20 protein-coding genes are annotated in these 20183 nt (G+C 49.7%); 4 read left to right on the top strand and 16 right to left on the bottom strand.

Annotated elements, in window-relative coordinates; genetic code table 11:
• Nucleotides 1–27: 27 nt before the first annotated feature.
• From KJ869_07780 to KJ869_07750, 7 genes are all read right to left on the bottom strand, one after another.
• Nucleotides 28–2175, bottom strand: coding sequence for a carbohydrate binding family 9 domain-containing protein (locus KJ869_07780; protein MBU1577090.1), 2148 nt, complete (start codon nucleotides 2173–2175; stop codon nucleotides 28–30).
• Between the two features lie 178 nt (nucleotides 2176–2353).
• Complete coding sequence (locus tag KJ869_07775) at nucleotides 2354–3073, bottom strand: DUF4846 domain-containing protein (protein ID MBU1577089.1); 720 nt, start codon at nucleotides 3071–3073, stop codon at nucleotides 2354–2356.
• A 65-nt stretch (nucleotides 3074–3138) separates the two neighbouring features.
• Complete coding sequence (locus KJ869_07770) at nucleotides 3139–4209, bottom strand: branched-chain amino acid aminotransferase (GenBank protein ID MBU1577088.1); 1071 nt, start codon at nucleotides 4207–4209, stop codon at nucleotides 3139–3141.
• Between the two features lie 104 nt (nucleotides 4210–4313).
• Nucleotides 4314–4844 carry a cell wall-active antibiotics response protein gene (locus KJ869_07765; protein ID MBU1577087.1) on the bottom strand — a complete coding sequence of 177 codons (531 nt, stop codon included), beginning with the start codon at nucleotides 4842–4844 and terminating at the stop codon, nucleotides 4314–4316.
• Nucleotides 4845–5178: 334 nt separating this feature from the next.
• The gene (locus KJ869_07760) at nucleotides 5179–5376 is read right to left on the bottom strand and encodes a hypothetical protein (protein ID MBU1577086.1); all 198 of its coding nucleotides are present in this window, start codon (nucleotides 5374–5376) and stop codon (nucleotides 5179–5181) included.
• A gap of 12 nt (nucleotides 5377–5388) precedes the next feature.
• Nucleotides 5389–6504, bottom strand: a complete 1116-nt coding sequence (locus tag KJ869_07755; protein ID MBU1577085.1) for a hypothetical protein — start codon at nucleotides 6502–6504, stop codon at nucleotides 5389–5391.
• A gap of 83 nt (nucleotides 6505–6587) precedes the next feature.
• Nucleotides 6588–7100, bottom strand: coding sequence for a hypothetical protein (locus KJ869_07750; protein MBU1577084.1), 513 nt, complete (start codon nucleotides 7098–7100; stop codon nucleotides 6588–6590).
• Nucleotides 7101–7317: 217 nt separating this feature from the next.
• On the opposite strand from KJ869_07750, the gene mnmG reads away from it, so the two are divergent.
• Both mnmG and KJ869_07740 read left to right on the top strand, forming a co-directional pair.
• Nucleotides 7318–9243 carry a tRNA uridine-5-carboxymethylaminomethyl(34) synthesis enzyme MnmG gene (gene mnmG / locus KJ869_07745; protein MBU1577083.1) on the top strand — a complete coding sequence of 642 codons (1926 nt, stop codon included), beginning with the start codon at nucleotides 7318–7320 and terminating at the stop codon, nucleotides 9241–9243.
• A gap of 75 nt (nucleotides 9244–9318) precedes the next feature.
• Complete coding sequence (locus tag KJ869_07740; protein ID MBU1577082.1) at nucleotides 9319–11286, top strand: OmpA family protein; 1968 nt, start codon at nucleotides 9319–9321, stop codon at nucleotides 11284–11286.
• A 65-nt stretch (nucleotides 11287–11351) separates the two neighbouring features.
• On the opposite strand, the gene KJ869_07735 is transcribed toward KJ869_07740, so the two are convergent.
• The 7 genes from KJ869_07735 to KJ869_07705 form a co-directional block, all read right to left on the bottom strand.
• Complete coding sequence (locus tag KJ869_07735; GenBank protein ID MBU1577081.1) at nucleotides 11352–12056, bottom strand: hypothetical protein; 705 nt, start codon at nucleotides 12054–12056, stop codon at nucleotides 11352–11354.
• 5 nt (nucleotides 12057–12061) lie between these two features.
• The gene (locus KJ869_07730) at nucleotides 12062–12751 is read right to left on the bottom strand and encodes a DUF4349 domain-containing protein (protein MBU1577080.1); all 690 of its coding nucleotides are present in this window, start codon (nucleotides 12749–12751) and stop codon (nucleotides 12062–12064) included.
• A 99-nt stretch (nucleotides 12752–12850) separates the two neighbouring features.
• The gene (locus KJ869_07725) at nucleotides 12851–13720 is read right to left on the bottom strand and encodes a DMT family transporter (GenBank protein ID MBU1577079.1); all 870 of its coding nucleotides are present in this window, start codon (nucleotides 13718–13720) and stop codon (nucleotides 12851–12853) included.
• Nucleotides 13721–13732: 12 nt separating this feature from the next.
• Nucleotides 13733–14584, bottom strand: a complete 852-nt coding sequence (locus KJ869_07720) for a DMT family transporter (protein MBU1577078.1) — start codon at nucleotides 14582–14584, stop codon at nucleotides 13733–13735.
• Between the two features lie 67 nt (nucleotides 14585–14651).
• Nucleotides 14652–15623 (bottom strand): VWA domain-containing protein, encoded by a 972-nt coding sequence (locus KJ869_07715; GenBank protein ID MBU1577077.1) that lies wholly within the window; start codon nucleotides 15621–15623, stop codon nucleotides 14652–14654.
• A gap of 104 nt (nucleotides 15624–15727) precedes the next feature.
• The gene (locus KJ869_07710) at nucleotides 15728–16855 is read right to left on the bottom strand and encodes an ATP-binding protein (protein ID MBU1577076.1); all 1128 of its coding nucleotides are present in this window, start codon (nucleotides 16853–16855) and stop codon (nucleotides 15728–15730) included.
• A gap of 5 nt (nucleotides 16856–16860) precedes the next feature.
• Nucleotides 16861–17163, bottom strand: coding sequence for a Dabb family protein (locus KJ869_07705; GenBank protein ID MBU1577075.1), 303 nt, complete (start codon nucleotides 17161–17163; stop codon nucleotides 16861–16863).
• 403 nt (nucleotides 17164–17566) lie between these two features.
• Between KJ869_07705 and rsmG the strand changes: the two genes are divergently transcribed.
• Both rsmG and KJ869_07695 read left to right on the top strand, forming a co-directional pair.
• Nucleotides 17567–18211 (top strand): 16S rRNA (guanine(527)-N(7))-methyltransferase RsmG, encoded by a 645-nt coding sequence (gene rsmG, locus KJ869_07700; protein MBU1577074.1) that lies wholly within the window; start codon nucleotides 17567–17569, stop codon nucleotides 18209–18211.
• A gap of 5 nt (nucleotides 18212–18216) precedes the next feature.
• A complete protein-coding gene (locus KJ869_07695) occupies nucleotides 18217–18906 on the top strand; it encodes an HAD hydrolase-like protein (protein ID MBU1577073.1) in 690 nt (229 codons plus the stop codon).
• A gap of 59 nt (nucleotides 18907–18965) precedes the next feature.
• Here KJ869_07695 and KJ869_07690 read toward each other — a convergent pair whose 3' ends face one another.
• Together KJ869_07690 and KJ869_07685 are read right to left on the bottom strand one after the other, a co-directional pair.
• Nucleotides 18966–19520 carry a PorT family protein gene (locus KJ869_07690; protein MBU1577072.1) on the bottom strand — a complete coding sequence of 185 codons (555 nt, stop codon included), beginning with the start codon at nucleotides 19518–19520 and terminating at the stop codon, nucleotides 18966–18968.
• Nucleotides 19521–19587: 67 nt separating this feature from the next.
• Nucleotides 19588–20183 (bottom strand): PorT family protein (locus KJ869_07685; GenBank protein ID MBU1577071.1); only part of this gene is annotated, 596 nt, incomplete at its 5' end.

Below are 20183 nucleotides of genomic sequence, written 5' to 3'. Positions count from 1 at the left end.
GGGGCTTTATCTTTATGGATCAGCCGATCAGAAATACAGCAAATATCTGGCCTTGATGGCCCCGATGGCATACCTCTGGGTCATTTCCCCATCTGGGTTTGCGGTATAATCCAGAGAATTGTAATCGTTCAAAGCCACGTACAGCCAGCTTTTTGGAGAGAAGTTCCAGGAATATAACAGTCCAAACCGGTCGGTCTGAAGCCGGGTCTTCCCAAATTCGGTTTCCGGTGTAGCGGCCACCATTTCATTGAACACCGAAAGCGTCATTTTTGCGGTTATCCGGTAATCCATCCGAGGACGAAAGATCGGGGTCATAGCCTCTATCTTTTTATCCTGATTCCATTCGACCCATAACATCGAAGTTAGAGTGGTGCTCAGCGGAGAAATTATGGAATAGCTGAAGGTGAGCCAATTCGATCCCTGATAAGCCGGGTACTTTCTGGCATAATTATAACTGTAATTATAATTACAGCCTCCGTTGACGTTGTTCCCCATTAACATGCCCCAGAAATTAAAATTTATATCGCGGCTGATATAATCTATACAATAAGTGGAATCTACATAAGGATCGTAGATAAGCTCGAAACTCCTTCCGTAATTTCCTTCCAGATTTGCTCCCCAATTGTTTCTCCAGTTGGGATTGATTGTAAACGAGCCGAAGGTAGACCATCGGGGACTGCCCGGCTCTCTTGTCCGAGCAAAGCCCGGCGCTATGTACAAATTGCGTAAAGATCCTTCTTTGAAGGTCCAAAAAGGGCCGCTTATCAGTAAGGCCCGCTGTCTCCCGGCCCAGGGTACGTAGCCGATACCTTCCACCGAGAAGGAATCATCCACCGCCTCGTATGCCGACATGATCAAGAACTTGTCGATGAACCCGCGGAAGCCGGTACTTACCGCCATCCCCTTTTTACCTGACTCATCGCTGTAAGCTCCCTGCATGATCAACTGGTTTGGTCCTTTACGCAAAGATGCATCCAAGCCTACTGCGTAGTTATATTCATCTGCATTGGCCGACATCCCGCTGAACAAAAGGCCGGCATCGGAATTGTTAAATATTCGTCTGGCAGCCCGGACCACCCCGAATTTTCTTTCCGGTTCGGTGGTGGGCTGGCCCCAATAACTATAGTCGTATTTCTCGGTATATGCCGCCAGCGCTCCGATGTTCCATTCCGTTGTTTTATGGGTTGCTTTCAAACCGCCAATAATCGGCACTGCTCCGCCGTCAATGGATTTTCCAACCCGGCGTGAATAAAAAATATTGAGCGGCTGAAAGAACCCGCTGCCCTGGAATTCCGAAAAACGGAATATCTCCCGCCCCTCCACAAAGAAAGGCCGCTGTTCCTGCAGGTAGGTGGGGTATCTGGATAAGTTGACCGAAGACGGGTCTGATTCTATCTGGGCAAAATCGGGATAGGCCGTGGCATTGATGCTGGTCTGGGGAGTCAGGTCCCATTTGGCAGTCAAACTGCCATTAATCTTTCTGTCTGTGGTTTGGCCGCGGAAATCCTCGTATCGGAAAAATCCCTCGGGGTAAAGTTCAAAATAGTATCCGGAAGATTGGGGATTGATGTTCTGGGCCGTGCCCCAGCGGGACACCAGATCGTCGTCCTTTTGGGTGACTTCGGTCCAGTAGTCATTTTCAAAGGTGGTGGCAATGTGACGGGCAAATTGTATACCCCATTCTTTAAGGCCCTTCTTGTAACGCAGTGTCTTGAACGGGATCTTCATCTCCACCTCCATTTTGTCGGGATACATCTTCACTGCGTTATACCATATCCCCTCCCAGGAAAGGTCTTGGCTGCGTCCGTCGTCCATGATCAGGCCCTCCCAGAAAAGGCCGCTACCGTAGACCAGAAAGAAATAGCCGCTGGTCCGGCTGCCGAAAGGATCTATCTTGATGATCACATAGTCCTCATCTTTGGTAAAGCAGGCCACCGGGGGATTTTTAAGCGAATGGCACCGGAAAGCCACATAAAGGTTCTCGTCATCCTGTAGCAGGTAGACCACTGTCGGCTCGGTTGGAGCGGTCTTTTCATAAGGCGAATGCTGGATGAAATTAATCGCCGAATCAGCCGACAGCCACAGGTCCTCGATCACCCCGTCTATCTTCGGCGCAATCTCTATTTGCCGGATATCAACGCTCTTTTGCGGTTTTGAGCCTTCCTCCTGTGCCATTAGTGGAATGGCGGCTCCAAGCAAAAAAAGGCAAACTATTGATATTATCTTTTTCATATTGACTCCGTCTTATGATTTAAAAGCCACGTCTTATAATGAATTACATAAATAATACCATTTTTGTTTCATTTATTTATATCTACCTCCAACAAAACCCATCCCCCAGCATAGCAATAGCCTAAAAGCGCCGGTATGCCGGCTCCCCGAAAGCAAAGTGCATTTTTAAATATTTCCGATAATCCGCCAGGGCGAACCAGCCCTCCGCTCCGCCCTTCTCTATGTGAAACTGTTGGGCCGGCATGAAACCATAGCCTATCAGATAAAGACGCTCGTTTTCATCCTTTTGGCAAACATCAATAATAACCGAAACATGGCCCACCCCGCCCCTTTGATTTTGCACCAGCATGTCCCCCGGCCTCAGCTCCGCTGAGTCAATGGCCAGACATCCCTTTTTCAATGAGTATGAATTGGCATTACTCATGGCCCACCTTAAAAAACTATTGATATTTTTTCCGCTATTCCGATAATACCGGCGAAGGCCGTTATAATCATAAAGATACAGCCGGTCCAACCGGCCTGTCTGTTTATAAAATTCCGCCCTGAACCTGAAACACCAGTCGGCGCACTGCTCCAGGTCTTGGCTGAACAGTAGCGGCAGATCAACCACTGCCAGAACATTATAAAAAAACGAACCTATCGGCTCTCCATCGTGCCTCAATATAATATTGTCTTCTTTTATCGGAAGCGTTTGTATCCAGGCCGAATAGGAACTGTCGGCATATTCCAGCCTTCGGTAACCGGCCGGTGCCGGAAGATCCTTTATATTCAGGGCCAAACAGGCGGCTGGGATCAAAACTGCCGCCGATAAATATCGGGCCAGAATATTAATATCTTTCATTAAAACTCCCTCTTAAAAGTCAAGGCGAAGACCATAAGGTCTTCGCCTTGGATAGGGCAACCCGGTTATTTAACCCTGTAAACCCAGCCGTATTTATCCTCTTTCTCCCCATACTGTATTCCGGTCAGGGTATCAAAGAATTTTTTAGCCCAAGGCCCGGTCTCTTGTGAGATGACATATTCTTTATCCTTATAATTGATCCTGCCCACCGGGCTTATCACCGCCGCGGTGCCGGCCCCAAAAGCCTCAGTAACTTTTTTACTCTCGATGCCCTCTATCATCTCGTCGATCGAGATCTGCCGTTCCTCGGGAACGATTCCCAGGTCTTCGGCTATCTGAAGTACCGATTTGCGGGTAATGCCCTGCAGAATACTGCCAGAGAGTTTCGGGGTGACCAGCTTGCTGTCAATTATGAAGAAAATATTCATGGCTCCCACTTCTTCGATATACTTGTGCTCCACAGCATCCAGCCACAGGACCTGACTGCAACCCTTGTCCCTGGCAATTTTGGAAGCCAACAGGGTGCCGGCATAATTCCCGCCGGTCTTGGCCTCGCCGGTGCCGCCCTGGGCGACCCGGGTATAGCTGTCGCTGACCCAAAGCCCCACCGGATTGAAACCCTCCTGAAAATACGGCCCCACCGGGGAGAGGATTATGAAGAACAGGTACCTGTCGGACGGCTTGACCCCTAGGGCCGCTTCAGTGCCGATGACCGCCGGGCGGATATATAAAGAGGCCCCCACTGCCTTGGGTATCCACCGTTCCTCAAGCTTTAGTAATTCGCATTCGGCCTGTAAAAAAATCTCTTCGGGAATCTCCGGCATGCACATTCTTTTAAGGGAGTGGTTTATGCGCCTGGCATTTTCCTGTGGTCGGAATAGCAGGATTTCGTCCTTTGGGGATTTGTAGGCTTTCTGTCCTTCGAAAACCTCCTGGCTATAGTGAAGAACGTTGGCCGCAGGGTCAAGCATCAAGGACTGATATGGTTTTATCTCGGCATTGTGCCAACCCTTTTCCGTGGCATGTTCCATGGTGAACATATAATCGGTAAAGGTACGTCCGAAAACCAGTTTAAGGGGGTCCTGAAACAACGGTTTTAATTTATCGTCGGTTAAAAGCGTCTTTTTGATATCCATCACCTACTCCCGTTTAATTAATGCAGTAGATCCATACCATAGATTACCAGATGATGAGAAATATTTCAAGTAAATATTTATGGTGATGCTTTTTAAAAACAAGCTTATTGTTTTGTGACGAATTCCATGCCGCCAAACACCACCGAAGCATGGACCAATAGATGCTTCTCCGCGTTTTTGAAATTCTCCGTTTTGTAGGTGTATTGGCCGAAGGCCACCACATTGCCGTCCGGCAAATGAGCCCCGCCAAAGGCCGAACTGGCGACAATCTTGGTGGGAATAGCGGGATCGATCTTTATCACCGACCCGCCGAAGACGGTGTTGATATCCACCCTCACATTCTGATCCTTAAGCTCGATGCCTGAAAGATCGATCTCCCCCTTGCCGAAAACCACATCGTATTTGTCGGAAGCCGTAGTGACCTCAATGGTCTTTTCCTCGAATACCGCCGATTTTTTGCTTTTGCTCCAAAAAGAGATCCCGGTAAGCATCTGAATGCCAAGATAGATCAGGAACAGGGCAAATATGGTCCTGAAGATGGGTATCCTTATCCCGAAGACCACATTGATGATCACGCCCAAACCTATCAGGATAAGCACCACACCCCAAAACACCCCGGTAAATACAAAACCCATTCTCATAACCTCCTCCTTATATTTAATAGATTATTGTTTTGAGGCAATGATAGCCAATAGATATTGTAAATCCCTCGATTAAAAAAGTCAACGATAAAATTAGTTCACAGGCATCAACCGCAAGTCTATCAAAAGAGTAATAACCCATAAGCTATATAAACATAGTGTTATGTGAGGCTTGGTGCTGGCGCTTTTGGGTCTCGGTATGGCGGGGGGTGTTTCACGTGAAACAATAACTCCCCTGCGGTCAAAATCGCAGGAGAGTTGGGTAGCAATGATTTGTATTCTCTTCGGAATGTTTCACGTGAAACATTCCGTTTCATGGGGGTTATGTTTATCTTTGCTCTATGTTTTGCTTCTTTATGGCATACGCCAGTTGTTGTCGATTAATGCACCCCATCTCAACCAGGCACTCGCCGATCTTTTTTGAAGAATCGTTGACCTGTTTATATCTGGCTTGGATTATGTGTTCCACCGATATGAACCCATGGGTCATCATTATTTCGCCCAGCAGTTTCTTGTTTTTTCTCATCGCTGTATCCTTTTAAAAATTATAATTGAACCCGGCATATGCCAGAAGTTTCTTATAATTATAAAGTTCATCATTGGATGAATTATTGATATAATTAACCCCCACCCCCAAGTCTATGCCGTTTGCACCTTCTGATAACGGAGCAGTGTAGTCTATTCCCACAATGGTTTCTTGGTCCAATCTGGCAACGCCCAGGTTTTGTCTGGTCAGAATGCTGGCGTTGTCTGCTGCCGGAAGGCTAAAGGCATTAAGCTGGGTATAGCTTCTGCTGGTATAATTGCTCCACAGGGTCAACTTTCCGACGGGATTAAGTTTTAAGGTTATTTTTGCCTCTACCCGACCACCGGAATAATCAAAATATTCATTTACCTCGTTCAATAAAGTATCGGGCATATAATATGAATTGGTGGTGGTAACCTCGTTTGTTAAATATAAGTATTCCAGAGATAGCCCGACATTTGATCCGAATCCCTGGCTTGCCCGGCATCCTGGAGACAGGTTTATAATATTCACTGGAACTTGACTGTCGGCCGGCAATGGAGAGAAATCGTACTTTTTATACCCTGCCAAAACAGCCAGCCCTGTTCGGGTGGGAAGAAATAAATTTAACGACAGATTTGCTATTGACTGGTCAAAGTTATATTTTGGCAAATTCTTGTATTGGTATCTCCCTAAGGCTCCATCCGTTTTAAGCAACACTGGTTGAGCAAGATATATTTTTGCCTCACCGATAACTTTGGAATTGTTGGTGTCGTAAGCTGAGCGATCCGCAGCATTCAACTGGAAGCCGTATGTGGCCCCCAAGCCAACAAATCCATCTTTTCCCAAACCCCGCCACAGGATCATTTTTAGAAAATGGTCGTTTTGATTGATGCCCAGATAGCTGAGATAGGCGCTGTAGCTGCCGGAGTAATCAGCTCCCAGAATCATCCCGGCCAATTTCAGGTCAATGTCGGTGGTAAGGTCCAGTCGGGCGGTGCCGACCACGCTGCCTCCGCCGTAGGAATCGTTATAGGCATTGCTGTCATATTCGCCGTTCACTCCGACGCTCCCTTTGATCTGGGCCAATAATGTTCCTGATAAAAATATTGTAATTATCCCGGTAACATAGAATTTTAAATTCCTCATGATTCATCTTCCTTAATATGATGTCACAAAGCAAGAGAAGCGCAGGCAAATTATGTACCTGCGCTTCATTATTAAGTGCTACCCTACTGGCCCCGGCCGGTGGTTGTGCCGCTGCCCTTCTTGCCATTGGCTCCGCCTTTGGGGGTCATGTCTTCGCTTTTGCCGTCCTTTGCCTGGGTACGGGTGCGGGTTCTGGTTTGTTCCTTGGTCTGGGTGGAATCGGAAATACCATCCCCATCCTCATCCCGGTATCTGGTCTGAGTCATCTCCCCCTGGCCCTTGTCGCCTTCCTCTGTGCGGGTGCGGATCTTCTGATCTTCACCTTTGTTCTGGGTGCGAACCTTATTTTGTTCCTTTACATTGGCAGAATCGCCCTCAGCCAGTTTCTTTTCCGCCCGGGTTCTGGTCTGAGTCATCTCGCCCTGTCCCTTTTGCCCCTCCTCGGTGCGAACCCTTAACTGGGTTTCCTCGCCCTGGTTTTTGGTTTTGATCTCGTTTTTCACCTTCAGGCTATCGCCCTCTTCAGCCAAGGCCAATGTGGTCAAGGCCAGAGAAAAAATCAAAACCGGCAGCAAAAGCATAATACTCTTCTTCATTTTTGGACCTCCTTATAAATTGCGATTTGATCACCCGTTCTTGTTTGGTTATATTACATTAGAGCTATCCACTATTAATAAGGTTCCCAGACATAATTATAACATTAATATTGATATTAGACAACCAATATGCTATCATGGTTCATTTACTGACAAGATATTTCTTTGTAATTACTAACGTATTGCGTTCCATTGTCTTATAAATATATTTGTTTTTATGACTACCACATTTGATATCATAATCATCGGAGGCGGCCATGCCGGTATAGAGGCATCGGTGGTTTGTTCCGGCATGGGACTGAACACCGCTCTATTCAGCATCACCCTGGACCGTATCGGCTGGATGTCATGCAACCCGTCCATCGGAGGACTGGCTAAAAGCCATCTGGTAAAGGAGATCGATGCTCTGGGCGGCGCCATGGGCCGGCTGGCCGATTTATCGGGGATACAGTTCCGGATGCTGAATACGGGCAAGGGGCCGGCAGTCTGGTCTCTCCGGGCTCAATGTGACCGCTCGCTTTATTCGGCCGAAGCCAAGCATCTTCTAGAGAACCTGCCAAATTTGGGGCTCCGGCAGGCCTTGATTGATGATATTATAATAAAGGAACGGAACGGTAAAAAATATGCGGCCGGGGTACGGACCGAAAGCGGCCAGGAATTTTTCGCCAAGGCCGTGATCGTGGCCACCGGCACTTTTCTTAACGGGCTGATCCATATCGGAGATAAGTCATTCCCGGCCGGCCGGGCCGGGGAATTCCCGGCTCAGAAATTATCAGATTCACTTAAAATGTGCGGGCTGGAAATGGGCCGCCTGAAGACAGGAACCCCGGCCCGGGTTAATTCTCAAAGCGTAGATTTTTCTGCAATGTCCGAACAGCCCGGCGACCCCGACCCGCTTCCCTTCTCTCTGCAGACCAAGGTTTACGAGATCATCAATCCGCGCACAAATCAGAAAAGAAGGATCTGGCCAACGCTGCCCCAACTTCCCTGCTACCTTACCTACACCAATCCGGCAACCCACCAGATCATCCGGGATAATCTTTCCCGCTCGGCCCTTTACTCCGGTCGGATAACAGGCATCGGCCCCAGATATTGTCCCTCTATTGAGGACAAAGTGGTCCGCTTCTCCCAGCGCGAGGGGCATCAGGTTTTTATCGAGCCCGAGGGCCTCAAGACTACTGAACTTTATCTTAACGGCGTCTCCTCCTCGCTGCCCGAGGAGGTCCAGGAGGAAATGATCCGTTCCATAAAAGGCCTGGAGAATGCTAAAATAACCCGGCCGGGATACGCCATAGAATATGATTTTGTTTTTCCCACCCAGCTATATCCCACCCTTGAGGTCAAGCTGGTATCCGGGCTGTACCTCGCCGGGCAGATCAACGGCACTTCGGGATACGAAGAGGCCGCGGCCCAGGGCCTAATGGCCGGGATCAATGCTGCTCAAAAGATTTTGGGTAACGAGCCCTTCATTCTGCGGAGGGACCAGGCCTATATCGGCGTTTTGATAGATGACCTGGTCACCAAGGGAACCGAGGAGCCATACCGGATGTTCACCTCCCGGGCCGAATACCGGCTGCTGCTGCGTCAGGACAACGCCGATCAGCGGCTGTTGGCTTATGGCTATAGCCTGGGCCTTATCGCCGAGGATAGATGGGCCGATTTCCAAAAAACCCAAAGCAGGATGGAGGCTGAGATCCAGCGTCTTCGCTTGGAAAAAGCCCTGCCGTCGGATGCCAATGATATTCTTGAAAGGCTGGGAACCTCGCCCATCAGCCAGCCAGCCAGCCTGGCCGAATTATTGAAACGCCCTGAGGTGACCTATGATAATCTCCTGCCGCTGGACCAGTACCGTCCCGATTACGACCGGGCGGTTTTCGAAAAGGTAGCGCTGGAGCTCAAATACGGCGGATACGCCAAACGCCAGCAGGACGAGGCTCTGAAGATGAGGGGGCTGGAAAATATGGTGCTGTCAAACGAATTTGATTATACAATGGTCTATGGTCTCTCCAACGAAGCCCGCCAGAAACTACAGAGGCTTAGACCCCTCAGCTTGGGCCAGGCCTCGAGGATTTCCGGGGTTTCGCCGGCCGATATTAGTATGCTGATGATCCATCTGAAAAAAACCAAAACGGCCTGCGGTTAATTTAACCTTGATATTTTTTATATTTTCCTGTAATATTGATATATTCGGTCAAGTAATAATTAGGGGGCCTCTATTATGAAAAAAATAATCCTGCCGGCGCTGATCCTGTTTTCTTTCTGCCAGGTCTGGGGACAAGCCATCAAATTTGAATTCTCCAACATCCAGTTCCGAACCGGGCGGGCCAGTATAGATCCCAAGACCTACCCAGCCCTGGACTCCCTGGCGGAATTCTTAAAGAACTCCGGAGCCAAAATAGAGGTTGCCGGGCACACCGACAATGTCGGCGGCGCCAGAGTCAACCAGCGTCTTTCCCGGCAACGGGCCGAAGCCGTCAGAAGGCGTCTGATATCGCGGCACCGTATTCCGGCCTCTCGGCTGGTAGCTAAGGGCTACGGCGAACTGTTTCCGCTGGTTCCCAATCTGACTGCCGAATACCGGGCTAAAAACCGCCGGGTGGAGATCACCATCCTTTCTAAGATCAGAACGGCTCGCTTGACATATATCCAGGGCAATGTTTTTACCCGCAAGCAGGGTATCAGCAGCTGGCAATCGGCGGTGTTGGACCAGGTGCTCACCATTCAGGATGAGGTAGTGACCGATTCTCTGGGCCGGGCCGAGATCACCTTCGACAACGGAACCAGGATCAAGGTGCTTCCCAGGTCGGATATTGTAATCACCAAACAGGCCTGGGACGAGAAGGAGGGGGCCGGAGATACCGAGCTGAAGCTTTTGATGGGTCGCACCCTCTCCAAGGTGGCAAAGCTACGGAACAGCAAGGATCGTTTTTTTGTGGCCACCCCCACCGCAGTAGCCGGCATCCGCGGCACGGAATTTATTGTGGAACATCGGCCGGACAGGACCGCCCTGCTCTCGGTATGGGAGAACAGCGTATCCTGGCAGGGGCAGATAGCCGGCTCCATAGAGAAGGAGGTACCTTCGGGCAAGGGGTGTCGTTGCCGGCACGGACAACAGCCGGAACCCCTGGTGGATCTGCCGGCCCCGCCGTTCCCCAAATCCCCAGCGGCTAATGATACTTTCTTTTATAACCCGGACCGGACCCGTTCTATCACCTATCATTGGAGCAAACCGGCTGATATTAAGGCCCACCTCCTGGTCTGGCAGGACGTTGATCAGAACGAGGTCCTGGCTGACGCTGTGGTGTCAACCGACAGCTTTAAAATGGTTCCGCCCAAGACCGACAAAATCTACTGGTCCCTTACCGCCATAGATTCTATCGGATTTGAGGGACAGCCCTGGCCAAGCCGGGTGCTTAATCTGTCCCGCAAGCTTGATAATCCCCGGCTGGATATCCTAAGCCCCAAATCGGAACAGAAGATCAACAGCAACATGACTCTGGTAACCGGCCAGACCGATTTAAAAGCTTTGATCACTATTAATGGACTGGCTGTCGCCACGGCCCAAGATGGGGGTTTTGCCCAACAGGTAAAGTTAACTCCGGGCATAAATAATATAATGATAACCTCCACAGACCGGGCCGGGAATATCACCTCGGTGGCTTTCAGTGTGGTCTCTTCGCCATTAAAGCGTTATGAGCTGCAGCCATTCGGAGCCGGTATTAAGCTGCTAGGAGGAGATATGGACTTTAGTGCTATCGGTTTTATCGCTGGGGCCAAGGCAGCTTATAACATAAACGAAAAATACAGTCTTGGTATCTTGGGCGGATATAGTGAAGTGGGCGCCAGGGATGTTACTGAAATTCCAAATGAATACCTGACCAGCATGACATTAGCCGGAGCTTTTGTAAAATACACCTTTGCTCCGGGAGCCGCAGTCACTCCTTATTTGACAGCCGAGGCCGGAGCCATCATGTGGAAGAACCAGTACAGTGACGCCATCCTTTACGAATCCAATAGCCCGTTCATCGCAATCGGACCGGGTGTACGGTTTAATCTTAAGCCCGGCATCGGACTGCAAGCAGAAGGAAAAGCCGGATTCATGGCCAACAATGATCCCAACTCCGGACCGATGGATGCCAACAACCTGTTCCTCGTCGGATCGTTCGCTATCTGCTTTGGCTTTTAAATTATTTCCCTGATCTTAAAAACCAAAAGGCCTCCTTGATGGAGGCCTTTTGGTTTTTTACTTAATTATGGTCTTATGGTGAACAATTCTTTGAAAAATCTTAGGGTCTGCTTTATATCATTATTCATGGATCTTAAATCAAATAAAAAATTCTCTCTTGCCTGTCGTATTTTATCTCTTATGTAGAGATTTCTTTTAAAGCTGTACGCTATTTTATTGCCTGTTCTTATGTCAAACACATGCTCATGATAATCTGTCGTAATTATTGAAAATAAATTATCCTTAGGCCATAGCAATATCCCGTTTATAGAATAAAGAAATCTATAGTGCGGAAAAAAAGATTTGGCCGGCGTTGCTGATAATAAATCTTTGGTGCTATACCTTTTTAATAAAACACCCTTTTTATAAAATGCGATACCCAGATCTTCGAGTTTTGGTTCTTTGCCACTTGGCAAATTCCCTAAACGTATTAGATGTTCCCCGTCATCTGATATATACGTATTAAAAGAATACCAACCATTGACTCTCCAAAGAACATTTTCCTTTCCGGTGTTATCAATACGATATGCATATCCATGTCCGTTCTCACCAAACCAACTTTCGGTTGTATCATAAAACATCTTAAAGTACGATTTGCTTGTTTTAATAGTTACCGTATCAAGTGATGATGCATTAGATGTAATGATATATGAATACCTTGGGGGTTCCATATAAGCGGCAGCCATGCTGGAAATAACATGTAGTAAGATTATGATAATATGTTTAAACATACCATTCACCCATTGGGATCGGTCATTGCTTTCTTCCGGCATCTTATCCAGCCGGTCAATAATCCCAAAAAGAAGAGCAGTAGCGCCAAAAATGCCGAGAGGAGTATCAACAAATATTTATCCTTTAGGTTCGCCTGCCCGGAAGAGTTATTATCATAGCCCCTCTCCTTGATGGACACCTGTATCATGGCCTGGGTGCTGTCCTGCTGGGTAGCGCTCCGCAGCTGGTTCTCCAGCGATTCGATCTGCTGGCTCAGCAGCTTGACCATCTCGGCTTCGGGTTTTTCCGAGGAGATTATTTTCTCCAGGTATCTTCTGAATATCTCCGCCTTTTTTTGGATATTCTCCAGGTCGTAATAGTTCTGGTGCTCGCTGTAGCTTTTGGACTGGACGTCGCCCAATTCGGCATATGAGCCGATCAACCCCAGGGCTTTTTCCTTGGGGATCTGCAGGCTCAGGTTTATGGAGCTTTTCTTGGTCCGGTTGTTGGTGTATTCGTTGTAGTTCTTGACCACCGGACTGTATTCGGCATTGATCCGGTCGATCTTTTGGGCAATGCCCTTCACGTTCCTGACTTCAATGACGATATTCCCGTTCCCGGCGCCTCCGGCCGGGCTTATCCTGGCGGCAACGCTTTCGGCGCCGGCCATTCCCCATGCCAGCAAAGCAAACAAGCATAAAATATTCCTTACCATTTTTCTCTCCTTAAAATATTTATGGCTTTGGTATAATTGCAAAAAGCACAATATATACCAGTATACTGTCTGGAATATTCCCGGTCAAGAGAATATTTTTCAGGTCTCGGCCAAAATCACGCCGCCTATCAGGATCAATCCTCCTATAACCAGCCCGGCGGTTAATTTCTCCCCCAATAAAAATATGCTCGATATCACAGTTACCAGCGGTATCAGGTATACCACCGCGCCAAGCCGGGCGGCCTCGGTGTGTTTTAAAGCCCAGGACCAAACCAGGAATCCGAAGATGGTACACACCAGCGTCAGGAAGGCCAGAGCCCACCAGGCAGGAGCCGGTAATTGGGCCAGATTGTCAGGAATGAAAAAAACCAGCGGCAGGCTCCCCCACAATATGGCCGACATGGTTATCAAATTGGGATCCTCGCGGCTAACCACCGGTTTTCCCACTATGTTGTAAATTGTCCAGGATATCGGCGCGCCCAGGGTGATCAGCACCCCCCACAGATAATTGAAATTGATGGGGTCATTGGTTCCCCAGCGCACCACCGCAAACAGGCCGATAAAGGAGATGATTATCCCCGACAATTTTCTGGCGGTAATCTTTTCCCGCAGAGCCAGGTTTGAAGCGATCAGGGTGAAGATGGGAGAGAGGCCGACCATCAGGCTGGCGGTTCCGGCGGCTATTCTGGTCTCGCCGAAGTTGAGGGCCAGATTATATCCCAGGACGCCGGTAATTCCGTACAGCGAGATACCCCGCCACTCTTTACCCCAGACCGCCAACATCCTTTTGGGGCCATAGAAGACCAGCATTACTGCCAGGACTATCGCCGCCGCCGGAACATACCGCAGAGCGGTAAGCCCCATGGCCGAAATCTTTTGGACCTCCAGCAGGTATTTGATGGTCACAAAGGCTACTCCCCAGGAGAGCACCACCAGAAGCATTAAGAAAAGCAGTAATGTTTTTTTCATAAATTTCCCAGATTATTTTCCCAGCTCGGCGGTGAGCGTCCCCGCCAGGATCATTCCCGCCCCCAGCCATCCCGCCATCGGAAGCATCTCGCCGAAAAGCACAAAGGCGAAACCCGCCGCAAACAAGGGCTCCATGGTATAGATGATGGCGGCCCTGGTGGCGGTGGTCCTTCTCTGCCAGTAGAACTGGATGACCAATGCCCCGGCAGTTGCCAGCAGACTGGTGACGGCCAGGTCCAGCAGGAGGCTCGGTGACCATTGCCAATGCGGTTTTTCCAAAGCGCCTATGAAGATGGCCGATAATAATACCGTGGTTATCACCTGGACCATGATCATGTCCAGGGGCGCGTGCTTTTGGGTGAACTTCTGCACCAACACCACCTCCACGGCGAAACTGACGGCGCAAAGGGCGGTCAGATAATCACCTTTGTTAAATCCTCCGGCCTCCGGGCGGGAGAGGAAGTACAGCCCCGAGGCGGCCATGATCACCCCCAGTATCTGCCAGCCGTCGCTTTTGGTTTTCAGCATCACTGCCGAGAGCGATGGCACCAGCACCACACACATTCCGGTGATAAAAGCCGATCGGGTGGCGGTGGTGTGAACCAGCCCCACGGTCTGGAAGGCAAACCCGGCGAACAAAAAAACCCCGATCAGCATTCCGTCGCGCCAGCCCTCCCGGGAAAGTTTTTTCAAACCCTTATAACAGAACGGCAGCAGCACCAGCCCGGCCAGCAGAAACCGCACCCCCAAAAAGATCAGGGGTGAGGTATACAGCATGGCGTCCTTGACCGCCACAAAGGTGACGCCCCAAAAAAATGTGGCCAGCAATAGCCACATATCCGCTTTTAAATGTCTGTTCGGCATAGGCAGACATTATATCACAAAAGGCCGGAGTTTTAATATGCTCCGGCCCCGGTGAAAGAAGTAATATTTATATCGCCAGGCCGCGTTCCCGCTCAGAACCCGTTTTATTTCCCATCATTCCTTCGATGCCGTTCAATATCTGCCGGATCTCGCCCCGGGTGGGCGGATAGTACCGGTCGGCGGAACCAAGATTGGGATCCCGGAACAGCTTGATCAGTTTCCCCCGGCTCTCCCGGGCGATGATGGTGGACAGTTTCTCGCCCGGCATGAATTTTGTTTCGTCGCGATTGCGGAAGGAGGGATTTATCATCAGCAACGATAGAGCCTGCTTTCGATAGAGGGAGGCCGCCCGGATGGTCTCCCGATAGGCCGGCTCATCGAAGATGTCGGGGCAATGGGCGGTCAGGGGCTCGGGATAGCCGTCGCTGAGCAGGATCACCAGATTGGTGGATCCGGGCTTGCGGAATTTTTCCAGGCGGACCATGGCCAGGGCCTTTAACAGGCCATCAGCCAGCGGGCTTTCCCCCTGGACCTTAAGGGCCATCAGTCCTTTGGTTACCACCCGGTAATTATGGGTGGGATGGTTAAGTATCTTGGCCTGCATGCCCTGCAGGGAGATCAGACCGATGCGGTCCTGATGCAGTTTGAAGTAGCCGGTCAGGGAATCCAGGATCTCGGCGAAGATCTTGATGAAGGGGAAGGTGGAACGGCTGACGTCCACCAGCAGCACCAGGGTCATGCTCTGGCGCTCCAGCTTCTCCCAGCCCACAAAATCGCCGGGGCCGATGCTGAATTCTTTCCGGGACAGCGAATACTTGCCGCCGATCAGGGAACTGACCACCGTCTGCAGCGGAGCCAGGGTGTTCTCCCCGGCCCGGAAGCGGACGATCTTGATGTTGCGTCCGGACCGGTCGCTGATGACAGATTTGCGCTTTTTGCTGCCGCGCACAGTCCTGGATTTTAAGCGGCTTATTTTATTGAGAAATTTAAAGAAGGCTTTTTTCAGCTGATTGAAGGTGCCGGGCGGCTCCTGGAACAAAACCGGGGCCGCTTTGTCCTGAGCCTGGGGGCGAAGAAGGATAACCGGTATTTTCTTTTTCCTAAAGGGGAGGATCTTTTTGGAGAAATCCAGAAATTTTTCAGCTAGGGATTGCTGTTTTTTTTTATACTTTGCTGGTCGGAGGGGGCAGCGGCGGCAACTTCTATCTTCTGCTTGACCATTGTTTTTTGGAGCGGCTCTTTGTTCTTGGACAGATTTTTATTAAAATTATCCATTATTTCATCGGTGGTTGGCGGCTCCAGCAGTCCGCCGTCTCGGGTGCGGTGGATCAGGGTCAGCTCTGAGGCCAGCAGAATGTCGCCGGAGATGACCTCGCTGCGCCCGTTGAGGGCGGCCAGGGTCATGGCGGTCTTTATTATCACGATATCCGGCCGCTGGCCGTCTACCTTTAAGGCGGCGCAGGAGGCGGCCACTGAATCAATCAGCTCCGGAGAGACCGTCACTTGTGGCAGAAGCTCCCGGGCGGCGATGATCTGTTTTCCGGTGGCCGCCTCCTGTCCGGCGAACTTTTCATGAAAAGCGTCCCGGTCGTTCTCGAACAGCAGATTGTTCTGCACCACCTGGGAGCGGATGGCGGGATCCTTGATGGTCTCTATCTTAACGCACAAAGGAAAGCGGTCCAGGATCTGCGGCCTAAGGTCGCCCTCCTCGGGATTCATGGTGCCCACCAGCACGAAATCGGCCGGATGCGAAACCGAGATGCCCTCGCGCTCGATGGTGTTCCAGTGGGTGGAGGCGGCGTCCAGGATATCGTCCACCAGATGGTCAGGCAGCAGGTTGACCTCGTCCACGTAGAGGATGTTGCCGTTGGCCTGGCCCAGGATGCCGGGCAGGATAACCTTCTGGCCGGTCTTCAAGAGCTTTTCGATGTCGATGCTTCCGATCAGCCGGTCCTCGGTGCAGCTTAAGGGGAGATTGATTATCCTCATCTTCCGGGTGGCAGCCGGATGATCCGGCCTTTCGCGGCACAGCGAGCAGAAGTCCTGGGGCCTTTCCGGGTGGCAGTTGAAGATGCAGCCATCAACCGCCTTTCCCTCCGGCAGGATGGACTCCACTGAATGGACGATGGTGCTCTTGCCGGTACCCTTGGGCCCGCTGATCAGTAACCCGCCTATTCGTGGATTGACGATATTGGCCAGGTAGGCATACTTGAGCTTGTCCTGCCCCAGAATGGCGGAGAAAAGAAAGCGTCTGTTTTGGAAGATATTCATATTCTTCAAACCTTATAGTCAACCACCACCCGCTGCTGGCGCACCTTTCCCAAGAATCCCACGGCCTTAAGGTGCTCGGGGTGTTTTTGATAGACATCCAGCCCGGCCTGGTCATCGAACTCCGAATATAACGCCAGATCATAGGCCGCATCGGAGGGGTTGATGTTCTGCCCCACCTCCAGAAAGCGCACCGTATCGATCTTGTCCTTGAGCCCGGCCAGCATCTGGGCGGCCAGCTTTAGATTTTCATCCTTGCTCCGGCCGTCGGCATGATCCTTGAAAGTCCACATTACGATATGTTTTACCATTTTATTCCCCTGTAGTTTCAGAATAAGAATACAACTTAGCAGCAATAAAATCAAGAAAATTTATTAATAATTTATCAATAAAGTTTGGTATAATGAATATGGGTTTTATTTTAGGTCATTCTGAAAATAACGCATTGCCCTACCAATGAAGAATCCGAGATCCTTCATTAGAAAAGTATCGGGTCTATTTCAGGATGACGGTGGGCGGTGATATGCGTCTTGGGGGAATAGAGTACAGTTGCGTTTTCCCTGCCGCCCAAGGCAAATAGATTGCTTCGCCAGAAAAGTATTTTGGTCGTCTCGCAATGACCCTGAAAAACAACACTGTGCAAATCCGGATGATCTGTGCCATCCGTATGCCATTAACCGGAGGATAATTATTAACAGTCTTGAAATTCAAAAGATGCGCCAGGCCGTCCAGACTTTGGGCGTGACGTTGAGCGAGGAGCAGATAGAAAAGTTATCACGCTTTCATACCCTGGTGCAGGAATGGAACACCAAAGTAAACCTGATCTCGCGACGAGACATAGACAACCTGCTGGCCAATCATACCATGGATTCGCTGTCAGCCATTCCGGTATTGATAGCCGGGGGATCAACGCTTGAAGTGATGGACCTGGGGTCGGGCGGGGGATTCCCCGGCATCCCGCTGAAGATATGCCTGCCGGAAATAAAACTGACCTGCCTGGAGGCCACCCAAAAGAAAGCCCGGTTTATCGAACTGGCCATCGCCGAGCTGGGACTGTCCGGCGTTGTGGTGATCGCCAAGCACTCCCAGGCGGTCCAAAAGGATATAGCTCTTTTAAATCGTTATGATTTCGTTACCGCCCGGGCGGTGGCGGAGCTCAAGGAGCTGGTGAAGATATCTTTTCCGTTCCTGAAGGTCGGCGGGAAACTGCTGGCCTACAAATCCAGCAAAGCCGGCCAGGAGATAGCAGCGGCCGGGGAAATCATAAATAAACTGGGGGGGACAATTGAGGGTGAATTGCGCCAGGAGCAGGAACCGAGCGATAAGGACAGAAAAATAATTATAATAAGGAAAGAATAAATAGATTGGACACATACACCCATCTGGTCCTTTTCGACATAGACGGCACCCTGGTGCATTGCGGGCCCACACCCAGAAGGGTCTTTAAGCAGGCGCTGATGGAGGTCTTCGGCACCGCCGGACCGATAGACGGCTGGATATTTGACGGCAAGACCGACCCCATGATCGTCCGGGAATTGATGACCGCGGCGGGAGTATCGTGCAATGATGAATTGGTGAAAAAGGGCCTTGATATTTATGCCGAAGGAATAAAAAAAGAGCTTCCCAATGAGACTAATAAAAAAATGTATCCCGGGGTCCGTGATCTGTTGGAGGAGCTGACTGAGCGGCCGGTTCTGTTGGGCCTGCTGACCGGCAACATACAAAAGGGCGCCCGGGCAAAGCTGGAATCGCTTGATCTTTGGAGGTATTTCTCCTTCGGGGCTTTTGCCGATGATTCTTCCATCCGCAAAGAGCTGGCCGATGCTGCCGTAAGACGGGCCCAAGAAATGACCGGGCAGCAATTCTCGGGGAAGCAGATCGTCATCATCGGAGACACCGAACATGATATAAAATGCGGCCAACATTTGGGAGCCAAAGCCATTGGGGTGGGGACGGCCCGAAGTACCGCAAGAGAACTGCTGGCCCACGGAGCGGATCATGCTTTTGGCGATCTTTCGGACCATAAAATGGTTCTTCGGGCAATAATGGAATAATTATTGGCAAACAAAAAGCCCCGGGGATACCCCGGGGCTTTTTATCTGTTTAAGCCACATTACGGATGCAGACCAAGCATAATAGAAAAAACAGAGTGCTTAATATCATAACTTTCGTGGGGTTCATCTTTAATAATCTTGCGCAATCCTCTGGTGTATCGCATATCCAGAGAAACTTTATGTTTTGTTTTTATTTCGGCACCTAAAACAAGTCCAATATCAGGACTGACGACGTATTGGCTCATATCTAAATCAAAAACTTTTGCATTAAGCAAGAAACTTACCGCTGGCCCTAAATATGGACTGACCCTGAATTTTTGGGACAGTGGTATTTTTATTAAAACAGGGATTTCAAAATAATTATATCTGCATCCACTGTCATATTTCCATCCTTTTTGAGAAAGCAATACTTCGGGTTGGATGCTAAAAGAGACAAAATCAAAATCACAAAAAGCCCCGCCGATAAAACCAAACCTGGAATCGGGCCTATCACCTTCAGTGCCGTAAATATTAGATATATTCATCCCACCTTTAATACCAAACGATGCCGTTTGTGCCAAACACAAACCAGAGAACAATGCCAGTATCAATATTACCAAGATGGGTCTTTTCATGGTTAACTCCTGTTTATGAATTGTTCAAAAGCCCCGGCTTCTGCCGGGGCTTTAATGTTTCCTTATTTTAGAACAGACCGTAACCAACCATTAAAGATATTGTCGAGTTTTTAACATCTGGATTATAGGTCTGACCCAAAAATTCGTATTCTTTTGCCGTTGTCTGGAGACCTAAATTATACCGGGCATCAACCGTAAGTTTGATAGGGGTTTTCACATCCACCCCAAAAACCAATCCCAGGTCACTGCTCACCACCGCATCTTTTACGTCAATGCCTTCAATATCGGCACTCATTAGCATTCCAAATGATGGTCCGACGTATATACTGGGAACCACGATCTTGCCCAGGGGAAATTTAATAAGCACCGGAATCTCAACATAATTAAGGTTCTGGTCGATGGAAAGGCCTAAAACCTCATAAGTGGCCCCTTTTTGTGAAAAAAGCACCTCGGGCTGGATATTAACGAACATCAGATCAATGGTGGCATAGGCTCCGCCCACCAACCCTGTTTTCATGCTGTTGGTCCCGGCATCCGCCCCGGTAAAATTGGCCATGTTCAGCCCGCCCTTAATTCCCAAAGATAGCCCCTGGGCAGAACAGTATTGGGGAAGACTGAAAACCATGACCGTAACCAGAACCAACAGAATCAGCTTTGTCTTTT

The organism is Candidatus Edwardsbacteria bacterium, assembly GCA_018821925.1.
In the GTDB taxonomy this organism is placed as follows: domain Bacteria; phylum Edwardsbacteria; class AC1; order AC1; family EtOH8; genus UBA2226.
Note: the sequence above shows the minus strand (reverse complement) of the source record. Positions and strands in the feature narration are given on the sequence as shown.